14 protein-coding genes are annotated in these 17,786 nt (G+C 50.5%); 7 read left to right on the top strand and 7 right to left on the bottom strand.

Features of this window, described 5'->3' with window-relative positions:
* The first annotated feature begins 129 nt into the window (after positions 1-129).
* The gene (locus tag LOK74_RS12415) at positions 130-453 is read left to right on the top strand and encodes a DUF485 domain-containing protein (protein ID WP_230042358.1); all 324 of its coding nucleotides are present in this window, start codon (positions 130-132) and stop codon (positions 451-453) included.
* Between the two features lie 77 nt (positions 454-530).
* Here the strand turns inward: LOK74_RS12415 and LOK74_RS12410 are convergent, their stop codons facing one another.
* From LOK74_RS12410 to LOK74_RS12385, 6 genes are all read right to left on the bottom strand, one after another.
* Positions 531-1,259 carry a helix-hairpin-helix domain-containing protein gene (locus tag LOK74_RS12410; protein ID WP_230042357.1) on the bottom strand — a complete coding sequence of 243 codons (729 nt, stop codon included), beginning with the start codon at positions 1,257-1,259 and terminating at the stop codon, positions 531-533.
* Between the two features lie 141 nt (positions 1,260-1,400).
* The gene (locus LOK74_RS12405; protein WP_230042356.1) at positions 1,401-1,994 is read right to left on the bottom strand and encodes a TetR-like C-terminal domain-containing protein; all 594 of its coding nucleotides are present in this window, start codon (positions 1,992-1,994) and stop codon (positions 1,401-1,403) included.
* A gap of 5 nt (positions 1,995-1,999) precedes the next feature.
* Positions 2,000-2,728 (bottom strand): MBL fold metallo-hydrolase, encoded by a 729-nt coding sequence (locus LOK74_RS12400; RefSeq protein ID WP_230042355.1) that lies wholly within the window; start codon positions 2,726-2,728, stop codon positions 2,000-2,002.
* A 137-nt stretch (positions 2,729-2,865) separates the two neighbouring features.
* Entirely contained in the window at positions 2,866-3,918 is a 1,053-nt protein-coding gene (locus tag LOK74_RS12395; RefSeq protein WP_230042354.1) for a serine hydrolase domain-containing protein, read from the bottom strand.
* 167 nt (positions 3,919-4,085) lie between these two features.
* Positions 4,086-6,014: an asparagine synthase (glutamine-hydrolyzing) gene (gene asnB / locus LOK74_RS12390; protein ID WP_230042353.1), complete on the bottom strand. Its 1,929-nt coding sequence runs from the start codon at positions 6,012-6,014 to the stop codon at positions 4,086-4,088.
* A gap of 844 nt (positions 6,015-6,858) precedes the next feature.
* Entirely contained in the window at positions 6,859-8,178 is a 1,320-nt protein-coding gene (locus LOK74_RS12385; RefSeq protein WP_230042352.1) for a hypothetical protein, read from the bottom strand.
* Between the two features lie 307 nt (positions 8,179-8,485).
* On the opposite strand from LOK74_RS12385, the gene LOK74_RS12380 reads away from it, so the two are divergent.
* The 4 genes from LOK74_RS12380 to holA all read left to right on the top strand — a co-directional run bounded on the left by LOK74_RS12380 (position 8,486) and on the right by holA (position 14,048).
* Positions 8,486-10,921: a DNA internalization-related competence protein ComEC/Rec2 gene (locus LOK74_RS12380; RefSeq protein WP_230042351.1), complete on the top strand. Its 2,436-nt coding sequence runs from the start codon at positions 8,486-8,488 to the stop codon at positions 10,919-10,921.
* A gap of 18 nt (positions 10,922-10,939) precedes the next feature.
* Positions 10,940-11,485 (top strand): RNA polymerase sigma factor, encoded by a 546-nt coding sequence (locus tag LOK74_RS12375; protein ID WP_230042350.1) that lies wholly within the window; start codon positions 10,940-10,942, stop codon positions 11,483-11,485.
* Entirely contained in the window at positions 11,485-12,660 is a 1,176-nt protein-coding gene (locus tag LOK74_RS12370) for a hypothetical protein (protein WP_230042349.1), read from the top strand. Before LOK74_RS12375 ends, LOK74_RS12370 begins: the two co-directional genes overlap by 1 nt.
* 347 nt (positions 12,661-13,007) lie before the next feature.
* Entirely contained in the window at positions 13,008-14,048 is a 1,041-nt protein-coding gene (gene holA / locus LOK74_RS12365; protein ID WP_230042348.1) for a DNA polymerase III subunit delta, read from the top strand.
* Positions 14,049-14,185: 137 nt separating this feature from the next.
* Here the strand turns inward: holA and LOK74_RS12355 are convergent, their stop codons facing one another.
* On the bottom strand, positions 14,186-15,286 hold the full coding sequence (locus tag LOK74_RS12355; RefSeq protein WP_277613384.1) for a CdaR family transcriptional regulator: 1,101 nt from the start codon (positions 15,284-15,286) through the stop codon (positions 14,186-14,188).
* Between the two features lie 221 nt (positions 15,287-15,507).
* Here LOK74_RS12355 and LOK74_RS12350 point away from each other — a divergent pair, with 221 nt between their 5' ends.
* Both LOK74_RS12350 and LOK74_RS12345 read left to right on the top strand, forming a co-directional pair.
* Positions 15,508-16,668, top strand: coding sequence for a glycerate kinase (locus LOK74_RS12350; protein WP_230046993.1), 1,161 nt, complete (start codon positions 15,508-15,510; stop codon positions 16,666-16,668).
* The gene (locus tag LOK74_RS12345; RefSeq protein ID WP_230042347.1) at positions 16,665-17,741 is read left to right on the top strand and encodes a 2-keto-3-deoxygluconate permease; all 1,077 of its coding nucleotides are present in this window, start codon (positions 16,665-16,667) and stop codon (positions 17,739-17,741) included. Before LOK74_RS12350 ends, LOK74_RS12345 begins: the two co-directional genes overlap by 4 nt.
* Positions 17,742-17,786 lie beyond the last annotated feature (45 nt).

Here is a 17,786-nt window from a genome sequence, read left to right as displayed (position 1 = left end):
CTCCTTCTTCTCATACAGAGAATATGAGCGGTTGAAGGCAAAAATGCTCCTTTTCTGTAACCGATCCATTGTCGGCATGGTATTCGTGCGATAAGATGGAGGAACTAGGAAACAGAACAAGGAGGATCGATGCCGTTGCCTAGAGAGAAACTGCAGGATCGCATGGATGGCTTAGCTTTTGGCGAACTCCTGCGAAAGAAAAAACGTTTCATCATTCCGACAACGCTGTTCTTCTTGGTTTTTTACTACATGCTGCCTATCCTGACCGCTTATACCGACTTGCTCGACGGAAAAGCGGTAGGCCCGATCAACTGGGCCTATCTTTACGCCTTTGCCCAATTCGTGATGACCTGGACGATCTGCCTGCTCTATGTGAAAAAAGCACGGACATTTGATCGGTTGACGGAACAGGTAAAGCAAGAGATGATGCGTGCACCGGCAGAGCGGGAGTAGGCGTTGCCCTAGGCCAGATCTAGTCGATTTTTTCTAGTCGAGTCTCATCTAGTCTCGGTTCCTCCGATAGGAGGGCTTTAGGGAGCGGCAATATGGTTCGCCAGTTCGGCGTAGGTTTTCTCACCGATCCCTGTCACATTTTTCAACTCTTCCGGCCGGGAAAAGGCTCCGTTCTGCTCTCGATAGGTGATAATCGCCTTGGCCCGTGTCTCGCCAACTCCGGGAAGGGTCATCAACTGCTGCAGCGTAGCACGATTCAGATTGATTTTGCCGTCTGCGGTCAGACCATTGGCGTCCCCTGAGGCAGATGATGCGCCTGTAGTCGCTGCACCAGCAGTCTGACAGATGCAGTTGGCAGGAGGATAGGGGGGAGGGCTGTCATCTCCCTTTTGTGGAACCCAGATCACCATGCCATCAGCCAACGGCTGAGCGAGGTTGACGCGGCTGATGTCCGCGTCGGGCAAAAAACCGCCTGCTACCGTGATCACGTGCTGTACCCGGTCGTTTTCGAAGAACTGATACAAGCCGGGATGCTGTACACTTCCTTTTATATCGACATACATCTTTAGGGCTGGCTTTTCCGTTGATTTGTCCGCCTCATCCGGTTCAGACGATGGGCTGGTTTTTGCAGCCTGACCCTTCACTTGCTCTTCTTCGGATTCCATAGCATGGACATAATGGTTCAATGGCAAGACTGGGTCCTCCCGTGCATTCCCAGGATAAAACATCCACGCACAAACCACGACTACTGCCATTCCCAGTACAATCACGATCGTCCGATAACGTTCCCACAGATCAAACAGCATAACGAACCTCCTCCGCAACTCGTTGTTTTTAGCGTACAAAAAGACAGAGGGAGGCACAAAAAAACTCTCCAGAGTGTGGAGAGGGTGTAATCGGATGAGACGCTTAAAACGCTTGAAACGATTAAAAGCGAGTCAATCATCTTAACGATTGTTAATCTCGTGTATCCTTCCATGCATCGAACGAATCCCTGCAAGATACGTATCAATTAATAGCCGGAGGCTCACATCCCGATCGAGCCTGAGTTGAAACCCACCTTGCTGCTCAAGAGAAGCAAAACCGTGGAAAATACTGCGCAAGCCGCGTACGACATGTAAGGCGGCCTCGTCTCCCAGGTCGTAGGCGCCCAGCACGCGGAGAAGCAGGTCGACGATTTGATTTCCCGCCCGCTGAACGTCTGGATCGCGCAGATCAGGGCCAACGAGTGCAGCTTCGTACAATCCGGGATGCGTCCGGGCAAATGTCACATATGCTTCTCCAAGTGCCCGCACCGCTTCATCCCCGGAACGTCCCACAGCGACCTGAGTCATGATGCTGTAGAGCTGTTCCAGGCCGTAAATAGAAAGTTTTTTTCGCAAACCGTGCAGCCCGTCGATATGGTTGTACAGCGAAGGAGGGCGCACATCCAGTTTTTTTGCCAAAGAGGCCAGGGTGATGGCATCAACACCGTGTACGTCAGCAATCTCCGCGGCGGCTTGCAGGATGGTAGGTACATCAAGACCGATTCGTGGGCACATGTCCGTCAAACTCCTTTCTGTTGGAGATAGGCAAGATTTCGTTCTGCTTCGGCAATCGCCAGATCGATCAAGGATACCGGATCAATCAGCATCCGGCCGTGACCAACGGCGAGCAGGGACGGTCGCAGCTCACGCAGTTTAAACGCACTATCAAGTGCAAACTGTTTATTCCAGGTGGCGAGGGCAGGGAACGGAAACCACGGCCGCAGCTGTCCCGTGACCGCAAGACCAGCCCTGGTTTGAAACGCGTCACCGGCGATAAGAGCGTTGTTCCGTGTGTCGAGAAAAGCAAACGAGCCAGGTGTATGCCCTGGTGCGGATACCGCAAGCAAGGAACCAATCTGATCTCCGTCCTGGAGCAACACATCTGCCCGTGTTTTCAACCGTTTTGGCACACCGCCACGTATGGGAGTATTCGGTTCATCCGGGTCCAGCGAACGATCACCGCTCATCAATCGGGCATCCCGCTGGGAGATATGTACCGGCACCTCCGGCAATCGCTCTTTTAGCGTATCCAGCGCACCCACATGATCGTCGTGGGCATGGGTTAGCAGGATGCGGGTAATGGGTTTTCCAATCTGGTCGGCTGCTTGCAGAATGCTTGCGGCACTATACGGAAGAGCTGCATCAATCAGCGTCAAACCGTCCGACTCCTCGATCAGATAGCAATTGACGGGAAAAAATCGGGGCAGAAAGGTGATCTGTACGATCGTCGCTTCGCGAATGATGCGCATGTGAATTCTCCTCTCGAAAACTAATCATATTAGTTTTATTATAACTAATCGTATTAGTTTTTCAAGAAAAAATTCCCCGGATGGCCCAATAAAGCCCTTCAAAACAAAAGAGGTTGATAAAAAAACATGTCGTCTTTTCACTTTTTACAGAAGCTGTGGTGCAGTGATGCAGCGATTTCTCCTATGATCCCTTTGGTTTGGTGAACGCCTAAATCAGCATTTGTCATCATCACAGCACCTGTGCCTGCATACGGGTATGCGATCACTATGCTTTGAAATCCGACGCCCCAGCCAAGGGAGGAGATCTCAAGTTCTTGAGCCGAGCTGTCCAGAAAAAGACCAAGTCCCGTCCACGGTGAACAGCCTTGTGGCGTAATCATTTCGTTGATCAGTTTTGGGGAAAGCCCTAGTTTGCCCTTTCCTTTTAGAGAATCCATGATTTCGATGACCAGCATGGCCAGATCGGTAGGCGTGGACCACAGACCAGCAGCAGCTTGATATGGGTATATAGGGTATTTGCCTTCTATGACGCTCCCATTTTGATTGTGCCCGCAGGCAAACCGATCATGTCCCGTGTCCGGTATCGCCCATTCAGATGTGCTGTTGTTCATCTGCAGCGGTTCAAATATAAATTCTTTGATCACTTGTTGAAAAGACTTTCTGGTAACATCCTCCACAAGCTGCTGGATCACGCAAAATCCTGCGTCTGAATATTGAAAGTCACTTCCAGGCTGATACTTCAAGCTGATTGGTTCCGGACAGGATGATGTCCTGCCCTCCAGAAGGGAAAGCATGGTTGGGATGTTCTGCTCCGAATCATGTTCACGAAAACTTCCTTCGGGATCAATGAACCCCGCTTGATGACTCAGCAGTGTTCGCAAGGTAACTTGTTTCTGATTCGTATGATGATTGTCAGGGACTTTCCAAGATATCAACTGTTTATTCACATTCTCATCCAGGTCAAGGATGCCTTGTTCGATGAATCTCAATACGAGCATGGCCGTGGCTAGCTTGCTTATGGAACAGGCATGAAAAACAGAATGGGTGGTAACGGACCGATTGGTTTTTCCCTCCAACACTCCATAGCCTTCTGCCAAATGAAGTTTGCCATCATTGATCAAGGCTAGGCTGACACCAGGTACACGGTAATACTTCATCCGTTCGTTCATGTTTATGTGCTTGAGGTTCATCTCTGTCTCTCCCCTTGCCGCGCGTTATACAGCGATTGCAGATATAAACTGATTCAGAAAGCAAACAAAAAGGCAGCCTTCCATAAACGTCAAGCTGCCTGAATGATAGGTGACCAGTCGGCGGTCTCTCCCGGTGTAATAAGGGGAGCGGTGTTCGCGCTATCTGATTATCCGATCTGCTGCAGTGTTTTGGTATTTTTCCGCCGCAGGGCCACTGCCGGGCTGACATATGGTCCAAAGTCGTACCTCTGCTCAATGAAGATCTGATGCCAGAGCATGAAGACGAGAATCGTCCAGATTTTCCGGCTGTAGTCGGCATGACCCTCACGATGTTCGTCCAGCATGTAGAGGACGTACGCCTTGTTGATCAAATGATCCACCTTGCTCTCGAAGATCAGCTCCTTTGCCCACTGGTAGAACTCCTGTTTCAACCAGTGGCGGGTCGGTACCGGGAAGCCCAGTTTGGGACGGGTCTTGATCTCCGGCGGCAGAAACTCCTTCATCGCTTCGCGCAGGACGTGTTTGGTTGTGCCAGCCGCTATTTTGTACTTGGTGGGGATGGTAGCGGCAAACTCAAAGACTTTTGGATCGATAAACGGTACACGCAGTTCCAGCGAGTTGGCCATCGTCATCTTGTCTGCTTTCATCAGGATATTGCCGCGCAGCCAGGTGTGGATGTCGAGAAACTGCATCTTGGTTACGTCGTCATAGTGGGTGGCTCTTTGGTAAATCCCATCGGTAACCTCCCATGGCGACTGATACTTCGCCGAATGGAAGATATCCTCCGTCACCACCTGCTGTTTCAGTTCTTCACTGAAAATCAGGGCGTTGCCAAAGAAGCGCTCCTCCACTGTTTTAGAGCCGCGGATGAGGAAGTTTTTCCCCTTTACGTTGTCGGGCAGCTTCTCGGCGAGGGAGCGGATCGTTCCTTTCATCCAGCGGGGGAGCGGAGCAAACATACGCAGCGACTGCGGCTCGCGGTAGATGTTGTATCCTCCGAAAAACTCATCGGCGCCTTCACCGGACAGTACTACAGTTACGTGTTCGCTGGCCAGTTCGGCGACGAAATAGAGCAGGATCGCCGAAGGATCGGCCACCGGCTCATCCTGATGCCAGATCAGCCGTGGCAGCTCCTGCATGTACCGTTTGGCAGAGATTGTTACTTCGTGATGCTCGGTGCCCAGGTATTGGGCCGTTCGCCGCGCGTACTCCAGCTCACTGTAACCGGGAATGTCGGAGCCGACAGAAAAGGTTTTGACTGGTTCAAATGTTTTCAGCATCCCGACAATACTGCTGGAGTCGACGCCGCTGGAGAGAAACGCACCACGCGGCACATCGCTCATCCGGTGTTTGTCGACCGATTCCATCAGGATCTCACGGGTGCCTTCCACGTAATAGGAAAACGGCTTGCTCTCGTCCGGAGCAAAGGAGACTTCCCAGTACGGTGTGACTGTGATCGCATCGTCTTTGACCACAAAGCTGTGCGCCGGCGGGATGCGGTAGATTCCTTTGTACATGGTTTGGGGATCAGGTACGTATTGAAACGTCAGATAGTGATAAAACGCCGTCTCGTTCACTTCCCGCTGAAACCCGGGCAGCTCCAGCAAGCTCTTGATCTCGCTGGCGACGGCGATCGAATCTCCGGTCTCTGTGTAGTAGAGCGGTTTGATGCCGAAGTGATCGCGTGCTCCGAACAGCAGTTGTTTCCGGCCATCCCAGATGGTAAAGCCAAACATCCCGCGCAGATGTTTGGGGGCGTCAAAGCCCACTTCTTCGTAGAGGTGCAGGATGGTCTCAATGTCGGAACCGGTCTCAAACACATGTCCCCGCTGTTTCAACCAATCCTGCAGTTCCTTGTAGTTGTAGATTTCCCCGTTGCCGACAATCCAGATCTCTTTTGTTTCGTTGGCCAGCGGCTGGTGGCCGCCTTCCAAGTCGATGATGCTCAGCCGACGAAATCCGAGTGCGATGTGATTGTCTATCAAAAAACCGTCATCGTCCGGACCGCGATGCAGGATGATATTGGTCATCGCTTCGATCACGTCCGGACGAACCGGCGCTTGTTGTTTGTTGTAGAGTGATGCAATTCCACACATATTGTCTGACTCTTCCTCTCGCAGGGAGATTCCCTATAAATACGCTCTAGCTAAATCTATCACGGATTCAGGAAGCATGCAATCTGACGAGGGCCTATGCTTGTGAATACTCCTATTGTTGACACGACAGTGGGTGTTTTAGACGGGGTAATGCAGGTGGTGCACAAGGGGAGGACAGTGTCTTTTTGGCTCTGTTCTGGTAGTAGGCATATTATCCCATTGCTGGAGGATTGATTTTTACTGTAAAATAAAAAATGTAAACTAAGGAAATTGTTGGGTTCGGCTTAGAGAGGTTTTCCAAAAGATTTTATTTTCAAGAAACGCAAAGGATTGTAACGTTCTCAAATTATCTTGATGTAAGTAATTGCCAAGACATAAAACCAGAAGATGAGGTGATAAAGTGACGTTTTTTTTCCTTGTGATATACATAGTCTTCCTAATGATTGGCATCTTTAAAAATAAGCAAGGTCATTACCTCAAGCTAGGATCTCTTTCGGTAATGGTTTTGTCTATCTTAAATGCGTGTCTTTTGGGCTACAAGGGGGCTTATATGCCAGGCGGAAGGGGAATTCTTGGGTACCTGGATTTTTTTGCTCTCCCTGCGTCTCAAATATCCAGTGTTATTAATGGTTCGTTAGTATTAGCTTTATTTGCCCTAATGGTATATGTTTACGCAAGTATAAATGAGTAAAGCGGCAGTTGGTAGAAAAGCCTACTTTTAAACATGAACAATACAATTATGGTTCGCGACTGTCTAATTGTTGGTTAAATAAATGACAGATTCAGAATCTTTGCCCCCCAAAAGTCCAGGCAGTTTGGGGGGCATTACATTCTGAATTAGACTTTAGTTGCCGGAATCATAATCAAGCGAAAGGCGCTCTGATTTTTCATCAGTCCATGTGTAATCCAAGTCATTCGAGATTGTATAGTCCCATTTTACCCTAAAGTTTTTATTGCCACTTTGATTGTAATATCCTACTGAAAATATTACATCGAAACTATCATCTTCGTCTATTAACTGTTGCTCTTTCTCATCAAAGTCAACTGCAGCCTGCCGTACCTTTTTCTCGCCGGAATTATCAAATACCTTCATGGTATTAGACTCGTGCCTCTCTGCGAATTCCCAGGTACCAGTAAAACCAAGCGTCGTATAAGGAAATGCGACATCCCAACGTGCAACGATGTTTAAATCATCTTCCTCATAGTAAGTGCCATCCCATTGGATGTAACGCAATACGTCACCTGGCTCGGTATAGGCTTGAATAATTGTTGGATCATAATATCCAATGTGCATACCTGTTTCATCACTATTCATGGAGTCGCAATCTAAAGACCAGGTCTCTTCATGTGTCACGTACATTTTTGATGTAAACTCATCAGAAGTAGTGATCTCTTTAGGACCTTCCAAATAATGTTTCACATAAAAATCTTCATAGATACTACAACCAGAAATATTGTACGAATATTGGTAATATCTTGTTTCGGAATCATTTTGTAAGGAGGCTATAACTACATCATCTTCTTCAGATACAAGTCTAGCTTCATTTGCTCCAAGCTCTTTTGCCTCAGTAGGCTTAAAAATTTTATGGTACCAAAACTGATCGCTGTACTCTGCCTGTTTAAAACTTTTAACGTTGTCGAATAGTTCTTTGTATTTAATTGACTTAGGTACATCAACCTCCAGTACCGTTAAGTCTCTTGTACCCTGTTTCAGTAGGTATAATTTTAGTATAGGCTTATTACCCCGTTTCTTTTGGTCAATGACAATACTTTTGTCTGGGGAGCGGTCCAAGCCAAAGTGAATCACTTCAAAGTTTCCAGAGTTATCTACTAAATCACCTATGATTAGGTCATCTGTTTTTTCAGCCTTGCCCAATGTTCCTGATAACGAGAAGGGGACTCTCTCATCGTTAGAGTATGCTATTTCACCAGTAAGCTGTACGTCCGATTTTGATACTGACATCTCACTGAAGGAGATTTTAGACTCTTGGTGGTTGCCTGCTGAAAGATCTTGACCTTTATCGTCCAAATTATAATAGGTTCTTGCAGCCAAAACTTCTTCTGCTGCTGAAAAGGTGTCAGTCTCTGCTTTAGCAAGCGGTGTAGTCGCAAGAGAGGAGACAAGGGCGATTGTCGTAAACAGTAACGCTATGCTTTTTTTCAAGATTGAGACCTCCTTAAAAACGAATTTATGGGTATTATATCCATAAAATGATATTATTTCAAATATTTCTTTTTGTTTTTATGCGTGCTAGGATTAATTATTTTGAATAAATGTTTGTTTTTACATACTTTGGCTGGTCAGAAGAACATCGTATGTTCAGTAACAGAATCAGGTGCCTGTGAACCTAATATTTTTACTTTTAGGATGTTGTCACAACATGCCATCTGTGGATCGCAAAGTTTTTATTGTCCTACCTCTATCTGATACAATTCCCCCGTCGATTCCTAAGGGAAGCGGGGGGAGCACGATGGGAAAAGAGCGCCATTCGTATTTCTTATACAGCATTTGTGCCGTGACCGGCATCGTTGCCGCGGCCTATTCTCCTGTTTATCTCTTTTTTTCGACTGCAGGAGTGGTGCTAGGCCTTCTGCTGCTGGCCCGACAGCGCATGGCGGTGCTGTGCCTCTCCGTAGTTCTCTGTGCGGGAGGGTACTTCTATCTCTATGACAGTTGGCACGCTTCCTCCCTTACTCGTTATGCAGATGGCGCGACTTCCCTGGAGGTGACCGGGCGGATCGCTTCGCCACCCGAGCGCGACGGCGACACGGTCCGCCTGTTTCTCGATGTGGGCGCTTACCAGGTTGCCGGGCGACACAGAGCGTTGTTTCCGGCAGAACGGGTAGCTTGCCGCATCAAGTTGGACGCAGAGGAACAGATATCCGTCGTCGAGCGCTGGCGTACGGGCCATCAACTGACTGCTTCTGTCCAGCTGCAGCTTCCCGACGGTGCCCGCAACCCTAACGCTTTTGACTACGCCCGTTACCTGCGCTGGCAGGGGGTCTATGTAACGGCAAAAGGCAGTTTTGCCCAGACACAAGTGGAGGTAGACAACAGCAACCTCTTTGGCTGGTTTGAGACATGGCAGCAGCATCTCGCCAAACGATTGGACTTGCTGTTTGCCGACTCGTCTGTCTCTGGATTTATGAAATCGCTGCTGCTGGGACTACGGGATGAGGTAGAGCCGCGGCTTGCTGACACGTATGCCGATCTGGGCTTGATCCACGTATTGGCGATCTCCGGACTGCACGTAACGTTGGTCAGCGCCGGTTTTTTGTGGTTGATGGAGCGATTGGGTTTGACACGTGAGTGGTCCTTGGTGGCAGCGATTCTCTTTATCGCCGGCTACGTGTTGTTGGTAGGAGCAAGTCCATCAGCCGTCCGTGCCGGACTGATGGGGGGACTCGGGTTGTGGGCCGTGCGAGCGCGAAAACAGATCGAGATACGTCAGCTGTGGGGGATAGCTCTGCTGCTGATGCTGCTGTGTAACCCGTATCAGCTATGGCAAGTGGGGTTTCAGCTATCCTTCTGTGTCACTCTTGGTCTGATCCTGTATGTGCCGATTCTGATGGAATCGCCGTTGCCACGCAGTAGCTGGCTTCGTTCCTCGATGGCTGTCGCCACCTCGGCGGCGCTTGTTTCGTTTCCGTTTCTCATCTACTGGTTTCACCAGTTCTCACCGCTCTCTTGGCTGCTCAACCTGCTCGTCGTGCCTCTTCTCTCGCTCATCGTACTTCCGGCCGGCTATGCGGCTCTGGTTGTCTCCTTTCTCTTTCCGCCACTTGGTTCTTTGATCGGGCAGTTGGTGAACGGGCTGCTGCCTCATCTGCATCATGGACTCAGCTGGCTGCATGATCGATCGCTGCCCTTTTCCCATTGGCCCCATCCTCACTGGTGGTGGTTGGCCGGGTACGCGATATGGCTCATTTCCATTCCGATAGGGTGGCACCTCGGCTATCAGCGTCGGCGTGATTTTCTGGTGTATGGGACTGTTTTCTGTTTGCTGCTGGTTGCCGCCCGGCAGCCGTTGGACGGAACAGACGAGGTGCGGATCACCTTTCTTGACGTGGGGCAGGGTGATTCTATCGTTGTCGAAGTCACCAATGAAACAGTATACTTAATAGATGGCGGCGGTATTGTCCGAATCGGGCAAACGGAACGATGGAGAGAGAAAAAAGATCCGTTTGATCCCGGGAAGGATATCGTCGTGCCATATTTGCGCTCGCGTGGGATTGAGCAAATCGATCGGCTGGTCGCCACCCACGGCGATCAGGATCACATCGGCGGACTGCCTGCTGTAGCAGCTCGCATGCCCATTGCAGCAGCGCTGCTGAATGGAACACCTCCCTCCAGAGGGGACAGGGAGCTGCTGGCGTCGTTAGCCAGGCGGGGCGTACCGCTGGTAACCGGACAGCCAGGAGTGAGCTGGGAGGACGTTCCTGGAGTGGTTTGGACGTGGCTTTCACCTGATGGAAGCAACATGTCTGGAAAAGGTGAAAAAAACGATGCCTCGGTTGTTCTGCTGCTCACGGCATACGGGACCCGAGTACTGTTCACAGGCGACATTGAGCAAGCCGCAGAAGAACGGCTGTTACATAGCTATTCACCATTGCTGTCAACTGTCGATGTATTAAAAGTAGCCCATCATGGCAGCAAGACTTCGACAACGGCGGCATTCCTGGAGCGCATGCAGCCACAAGCTGCCGTCATCTCGGTTGGCCGCAACAACCGCTACGGTCATCCTTCATCCGATGTGCTCGCACGTCTTGAAGAGGCGGGGACGACTGTTTTTCGGACGGATCGACACGGAGCGATTACACTGATACTACGACCTGATGGAATGGAATGGCAGATTCAAAATAAAGTGTACGGTTTGCAACCTTTCCGAGCAGCGTCACGTCAGTAAGGGAGGAGAGAATGGAGCATGGGTGAAGCAGAGCTGGTCAGAAGAGCTCAGACCGGTGACCACGATGCATTGGTCGAGCTGCTTCGTTCGATTGAGAACTCTGTTTACCGGAGCGCTTTCTATATCCTTGGCAATGAACAAGATGCGCTAGATGCCTCTCAAGAAGCGCTGATTCGGATTTATCAAAAAATCCACTTGTTTCAGGAAAAAGCGAAGTTTTCCACCTGGGTGCAGCGGATCGTCAGCAACATCTGCATGGATCGGTTTCGCTCCAAAAAAGATGCGATCTCCCTTGACGAGCATGAACTGGTATTGCCGGACAAAAACAATGTGGAAGAAGCAATTCTTCTGACCAGTTTGTCAAGCGACGTGCAGAGCGCAATCAACAAGCTGCCGAAACAGTACCGCTTGGTGATTGTGCTGCGCTATCTGCAGGATTTTTCATACCAGGAGATTGCTGATACGCTGGAGCTTCCGCTGAACACCGTGAAGTCCTATCTCTTTCGGGCCAGGCAGCAGTTGCAGGAGTTGTTACACGATTACGAGAAAGGGGGAGTTGGGTGATGAACGAAGCGGTTATGGAGCTGATGCAGCGGGATTTGGACAACGACTTGAGCGACGAAGAAAAAGAACAGCTTCATCACCTGTTGAGCAAAGATCCGGAACTGCAGCTTGCCTATGATCGCTTAAAGCGTGTTTCGGCCGAGCTGGCAGATCTTCCACCTGTCTCCCCGCCTTTCAGTCTGGTTGACGCGATTTTAGCGCAGGCTGAGCCGCCAGGCCGCCTGTTTCCGGATACAGGCGAATCGGCAGGGCAGCCGACGCTTCCCCGTCTGCGCTCAAAAGAGACAGCAGTTTCCATCCCGCCGAGGCGATCCTTCCCGGCATGGGTCGCCAAAGCGGGAACAGGTGTTATCGCTGCTTCCCTGCTGTTTGGTCTGTTTTTGCTGGCCAATGGTGGTGGCGATGCGGACCGTCATCATGCCGCGCCACCCGAACAGCCATCTACACTCTCGCCGAAAACGGTGAAAGTAAGCGAAGATGAGGGCGAAGAACGGACAAATGTAGACCAAGACCCCACCAATGAGGTCCAAGAATCGACCAATACAGTCCAATCTGAACCAAATCAGGCAGACCAACAGCAGCAGCCCCCCGCTTCGGAGTCCGATGAACCTGACAAAGATCAGCCTGTTGATCGGAGTGAAGAGAAACAGCCTGTACAAAATCCTCCTCAACAGGATCAGTCCAACAAGCTGCAACCCAGCCAGTCTGAGAAGCCGAGCAAGGAACAGGACGATAGCGGACAGCCGCTTCTGCCAAAAGGCAACTGGGGAAAAGCAGCAGTAACGTCTCTAGATGACGAGGAGGAAGATCGGGCGGACGGAGCAAGTGACAGACCGGACGAAGAACCAGAGAGAGGTAAAGGACCGCCTGCATGGGTAGATCCACCTGGCCAGAGCAAGGAGAAACAAAAGCAGAAGAAAAACGAGTCAGAGAAGGGCAACCAGAAAAAACAGGCGGAGAAGAAAGAGGAGAAAGAACAAGAAAAAGAAAAAAAGGATAAAAAGGTACGCCCGGGACAAGATGACGATGATGAGGATGCACCAGCCGCAGGTGATGATCAGCGTGAGGATGACAAGGAAAAAGAAGATCGGACCAGCGGAGAGGAGCGATCCGAAATCCATCTCCAGATTGAGGTAGACGTCGATAAGCTGATTCAATCTGTACTGGAACGTTGAGGGCTTGGGAATGGGGTCTCTGTTTCGCCTTTCCTCCTCAAAAGAATTGTTGATGAGGACACGCACTACTTTTTGCTATTACACATATGTTAACAGTACCAAGCACCCCCTGCTTTCCGTTTAGGGAGAAAACATCCCGGGGTTTTTTCCACTAGACGTTCATCATTGATTCAGGAAGGACGCCGTTCGTACCAGCAATGGGATGAACGGCGTCCTTCCGCTGTGTTCGCACTATTTGCGCGAGTGGTTCATGTGTGCAATCAGGGGCTGACCGCAAGCCATACTTCAAGACGGTTTTATGCTATACTTAAAGGCAGAGAATCGGTGCGATGGGGAGGAAGAACCAGATGCCGCTGCACACGGCCGTGCAAGCGATAAAAGAGAAGCAGTACGCCTCGGTGTACGTACTGTACGGAACAGAGACGTATTTGATGGACGAGTTTGTCTCGTTTGCCAGTCGTGAAATTGTCCCGCCAGATAGTGCCGACTTGAACCTCAGTCGGTATGACTGTGCGGAAGTACCGCTGCAGTCGATCCTAGAGGATGCGGAGACCCTGCCGTTTTTGGCAGAGCACAGAGTGGTGATTGCTGCTAACGCCTATTTTTTGACGGGAGCAAAACCTCCGAGCAAACTGGAGCATAATCTTGCTGCGTTGGAACAGTATCTCGAACAGCCGCCAGCGTACGCGTCGATCCTGTTTCTGGTCTATGCCGACAAGCTGGATGAACGGAAGAAACTGGTCAAGAGCTTGAAAAAACAGGCGACCGTGCTCTCGTTCGCTCCGTTGCGGGATGGCGACCTGCTCGCTTGGGTACAACGGCGGGCGGAGCGTCATGGGGTACGGATGGAACGGGTACGGGTACAGCAGTTGGTCGACAGGGTCGGATCCGACCTGCGTCTGTTAAACAACGAGTTGGAGAAACTGGCCCTTTACCTGGGTACGCCGGGTGCGGTCATCACCGATGATGTGATTGAGCAGTTGACACCCCGTACGTTGGAGCAGGATGTGTTCAGGCTGGTCGACGCGGTTGTTGCGGGTAGGCTGCCGGAAGCATTTCGCACACTGTACGACTGTCTGTTGACAGGAGAAGAACCGCTCAAGCTGCTCGCGCTGCTGGCCCGACAGTTCCGGCTGCTGCTGCATGTCAAGCTGTGGGCTCCACGCGGATACAGCCAACAGCAGTTGGCCGGCATGCTAAAGGTGCACCCGTTTGCCGTGAAGAAAGCGATGGAACAGACGCGATACTTTGATGAAGCATCTCTGCGCCGCTTGCTGGGGCTGTTCGCGGAGGAAGACTTCCGCATCAAATCAGGTCAAGTGGACAAGCGGTTGGCGTTGGAACTGTTGATGACCCGTGTAGCCGCTGAATTGAAGCCAGCGCGGTAGCGTTTGGCTGCCACTGGAACAAAGAACGAAAGGATATGAAAAACTTCGGCTCTCCCCATGGGTTTGGGGCACAGCCGAAGTTTTTGTTTTGGCATCCACTTTGCAAAATGGAGACTGACTATTTAGGTGCAATAGATCTAGTCAGATGTATCCTGCTCAAACATCCAGGCGGCCATCTGCAAGGAAACAGCATCTTGAAACAGTTGCGGATCGCAGCCGGTCTCTTCTTTGATCTTCTTTAAGCGGTAAATCAGTGTATTACGATGAACATACAAGGATTTAGCTGTTTCGGTAATGTTGCAGTTGCACGCAAAAAAGACCTGCAGGGTTTTGATCAGTTTCGGCGAGGTCCTGGCGAAGATGCGTGTGATGTATCGTTGTTTCACCTCGTCATTCATCTCATAGATCAGCGCTTTTGTTTGAACGTCGGAATAAAGGATGATTCTCTCTCCTTCTCCTCCGACTGTTAGGGCAAGCGCTGCTTCCTGGTAGGCGGTAGAGATCTTCTCTCGTTCGTGTACCTCTGTTCCGCAGCCGACTCGAAATGTAAGCCCTGCATGGTCGAGTGCATTTGCGATGGACAGCAGCTTGTCCTTGCAGCGTTCCTCTGTCAACCCCGATAGTAAGATGAACAGCCGATGGACGTTGACAAAACCGATCAGATGCCGCTCTGGACCGACGATCTGCTCGATTTGCCTCATTAGCACGTGATTTTGAATGGTTCTCTCCTTTAGCTCGATGAGAAATAGCTGATAAGGAGGGGATAGCTTTAGGGCAAGCATATGAAGCAGTTGGTCGATGCGTTCATGGTCGATCTGGGATTTGATCAGCTCTTCGATCACCATTTCCTTTGTATGCTGCAGCCACTCCAATTGGGAGGCTAGGTAGGATTGCTTGATCATCAACTCGGTCGTCATCTTTACAATACCGCCGAATTCCTCCACCTCCTCTGGACGACCGGTGATGCCGATCACACCAACGATTTTGTCTTGAAACTGGATCGGCAGGTTGATCCCGGAGCGACTGCCCGGCCACCGATTGGCCTCTGCCTGTTTGATGATGAGTGCTCTGCCAGTTCTCACCACTTGCAGAGCTCCTTCATGTCGCTCCCCAACACGCGTCGGATCACCAGAGGCAATAATCACACCTGATTCATCCATGATATTTATATTCCGATGCAACCGATTCATCGTTTCTTTGACAATCGCCTCGGCTATCTCACGGGTTAACAATGTCATGTCATCTCACACCTCTTATCGGCAGGGTAAACTCCACCCTTTATATTTATGCAATATAACCAAAATAGCAAGGAAAGTATCCGCTTTTTTTGTATAATGTAGCCGAAGATTTAGGGATGGCAAGATGTATATAATAAAACCAGGTCAAACAGCAAACACTTGGAACCATCTCGTTTTGAAAGCGGTTTCCACATGTGAGAAAAAAGAAGGTGGTGATTACAATTAAGATCGTGATTGCCCCTGATTCATTTAAAGGGAGTGTAACGGCGATGGAGGCCGCCGTTGCCATTGAGCAGGGGATCAAAAACGTTCTCCCAGACGCAGAAACGGTACTGGTACCGGTAGCAGATGGCGGAGAAGGCACGATGGACAGTCTCATAGCTGCCACTGCGGGAAAAAAGGTAGAGGTACTGGTTACCGGTCCTTTGCACAAACCAGTCAAAGCAGCGTATGGAGTGCTGGGAGACGGGAGCACCTGCGTCATTGAAATGGCAAGCGCCTCCGGATTAGGTCTGGTACCTCCTGATCAACGGAATCCTCTGATTACTACCACGTATGGTACGGGAGAATTGATCAAGAAAGCCCTCGATGACGGCTGCCGCCATTTTATTTTGGCGGTTGGTGGAAGCGCTACCAATGACGGCGGAAGCGGTATGCTGCAGGCATTAGGAATGAAATTGCTTGATTCTTCTGGTAAATCCGTCGCTTTTGGCGGAGGCCAATTGCAGCAAATCGTCACGATCGATGACAGTGAGTGGGATGCGAGAATAGCAGATGCTGCCTTTTTGATCGCAACAGATGTACAAAACCCGCTGATCGGTCCAGATGGAGCCTCTCATGTTTTTGGCCCGCAAAAAGGAGCGACTCCCGAGATCGTGGAACAGTTGGAGAGCAATCTGCATCACTGGGCCAATCTGGTACAAGCGAAGACAAGGATTCGGCTGCATGAGATGCCGGGTGCAGGTGCCGCAGGTGGGATTGGTGGCGCGTTTCAGGCGTTTTTTCCGGCCGAGATGAAGCGCGGAATCGACATCGTCATCGAATATACCAGGCTGGCAGATGCTATGGAGGGAGCTGACCTGGTCATTACGGGGGAAGGACAGATTGATTTCCAGACTGCCTCCGGCAAAACGCCGATGGGGGTTGCGGAAGCAGCGAAGAAGCAGGGGATTCCGACATTTGTCCTCGCTGGATCGATCGGAAGGGGAGTAGATGTTCTCTATCAACATGGGATCGAATGCGTGCACAGTATCATCAATGCGCCGATGACACTAGAAGAAGCGATCCGGAGGGCTCCGGAGTTGCTGGCCGAAAAGTCGGAGCAAGTATTGCGTACGTATCTGGCTAAAAAAGTGTACACAAACGGGGTTGATAAGAAATGAAAATCAAACAAACGATTGAAAAAGTACCAGGCGGATTGATGGTTGTTCCGTTGCTCTTGGGTGCATTACTAAACACAATCGACCAGATGCACATACCTTTTATCATGAACATTTTGAAGGGGTTAGGGGTGGCTCCGACCGAGCAGGGATACTATGAGTTTTTACGAATTGGCGGGTTTTCAGAGGCGCTGTTTAAGACCGGTGCATTAACGTTGATCGCCCTGTTCGTCTTTTGTGCAGGGAGCCAGATGAACCTGCGTGTAGGGGGAAAAGCCTTAAAGAAGGGGATCCTCTTGACGACGTCGAAATATGTAACCGGTTTGGCCGTCGGGTATTTGTTCGGGTTGTTTTTTGATCCGTTCAACGGATTCCTCGGGTTGTCTTCGATGGCGATTATCGCCGCGATGACGAATGGTAACGGCGGGATGTACGCTGCCCTGACCGGGCAGTACGGCAACCGCTCCGATGTAGGGGCAGTCTCGGTTCTCTCGTTGAACGACGGACCATTCTTTACCTTGATGGCTCTGGGACTGATGGGCTCAAGTTTCCCAGTGATTGCCTTTATCGCCGTATTGCTGCCGATTGCGTTGGGGATGCTGCTCGGCAATCTGGATGAGGACATCCGTGAATTCCTGAAGCCGGGAGAGACGATTCCCGTACCGTTTTTTGCCTTTGCTTTGGGCGCAGGAATGAACCTGGCCAACTTCTTTAATCCGGAAGTAGTGGGAGCGGGGCTGCTGCTCGGGATCATGACCACCGTGCTGACGGGAGGAGTAGGGGTTTTGGTCTTTCGATTGTTCCGTGAAAAGAGCCAGATCGCGCCTGTGGCTGAAGCTTCCACTGCAGGGAACGCAGCTGGTACGCCGGTAGCGATTGCAGCAGCAGCTTCAGTGGCAGCCGGCTCCGGGATGATGACGGCCGCTGAGGCGCAGGCCTACCAGGATCTAGTCAATATCGCAACTGCTCAAATCTCGATTTCCACCCTTACGACGGCCATCCTTTGTCCCGTAGCTGTCATCCTGATGGATAAGTATCAGCAAAAGAGAGGAATCGATGCCAAACTGGAGCAGTAAACTGGCAGAAAACCGGTCTCGTCATCCCATCTACAAGTGAGGTAA

The organism is Brevibacillus humidisoli, assembly GCF_020923435.1.
GTDB lineage: Bacteria > Bacillota > Bacilli > Brevibacillales > Brevibacillaceae > Brevibacillus_E > Brevibacillus_E humidisoli.
Note: the sequence above shows the minus strand (reverse complement) of the source record. Positions and strands in the feature narration are given on the sequence as shown.

Coding starts and splice junctions, on each gene's coding strand:
- LOK74_RS12345 (WP_230042347.1), top strand. CDS start 16,665: ATGAAAATCAAACAAACGATTGAAAAAGTACCAGGCGGATTGATGGTT.
- holA (WP_230042348.1), top strand. CDS start 13,008: ATGCCGCTGCACACGGCCGTGCAAGCGATAAAAGAGAAGCAGTACGCC.
- LOK74_RS12375 (WP_230042350.1), top strand. CDS start 10,940: ATGGGTGAAGCAGAGCTGGTCAGAAGAGCTCAGACCGGTGACCACGAT.
- LOK74_RS12415 (WP_230042358.1), top strand. CDS start 130: ATGCCGTTGCCTAGAGAGAAACTGCAGGATCGCATGGATGGCTTAGCT.
- LOK74_RS12355 (WP_277613384.1), bottom strand. CDS start 15,286: ATGACATTGTTAACCCGTGAGATAGCCGAGGCGATTGTCAAAGAAACG.
- LOK74_RS12395 (WP_230042354.1), bottom strand. CDS start 3,918: ATGAACCTCAAGCACATAAACATGAACGAACGGATGAAGTATTACCGT.
- LOK74_RS12380 (WP_230042351.1), top strand. CDS start 8,486: ATGGGAAAAGAGCGCCATTCGTATTTCTTATACAGCATTTGTGCCGTG.
- LOK74_RS12400 (WP_230042355.1), bottom strand. CDS start 2,728: ATGCGCATCATTCGCGAAGCGACGATCGTACAGATCACCTTTCTGCCC.
- asnB (WP_230042353.1), bottom strand. CDS start 6,014: ATGTGTGGAATTGCATCACTCTACAACAAACAACAAGCGCCGGTTCGT.
- LOK74_RS12405 (WP_230042356.1), bottom strand. CDS start 1,994: ATGTGCCCACGAATCGGTCTTGATGTACCTACCATCCTGCAAGCCGCC.
- LOK74_RS12370 (WP_230042349.1), top strand. CDS start 11,485: ATGAACGAAGCGGTTATGGAGCTGATGCAGCGGGATTTGGACAACGAC.
- LOK74_RS12410 (WP_230042357.1), bottom strand. CDS start 1,259: ATGCTGTTTGATCTGTGGGAACGTTATCGGACGATCGTGATTGTACTG.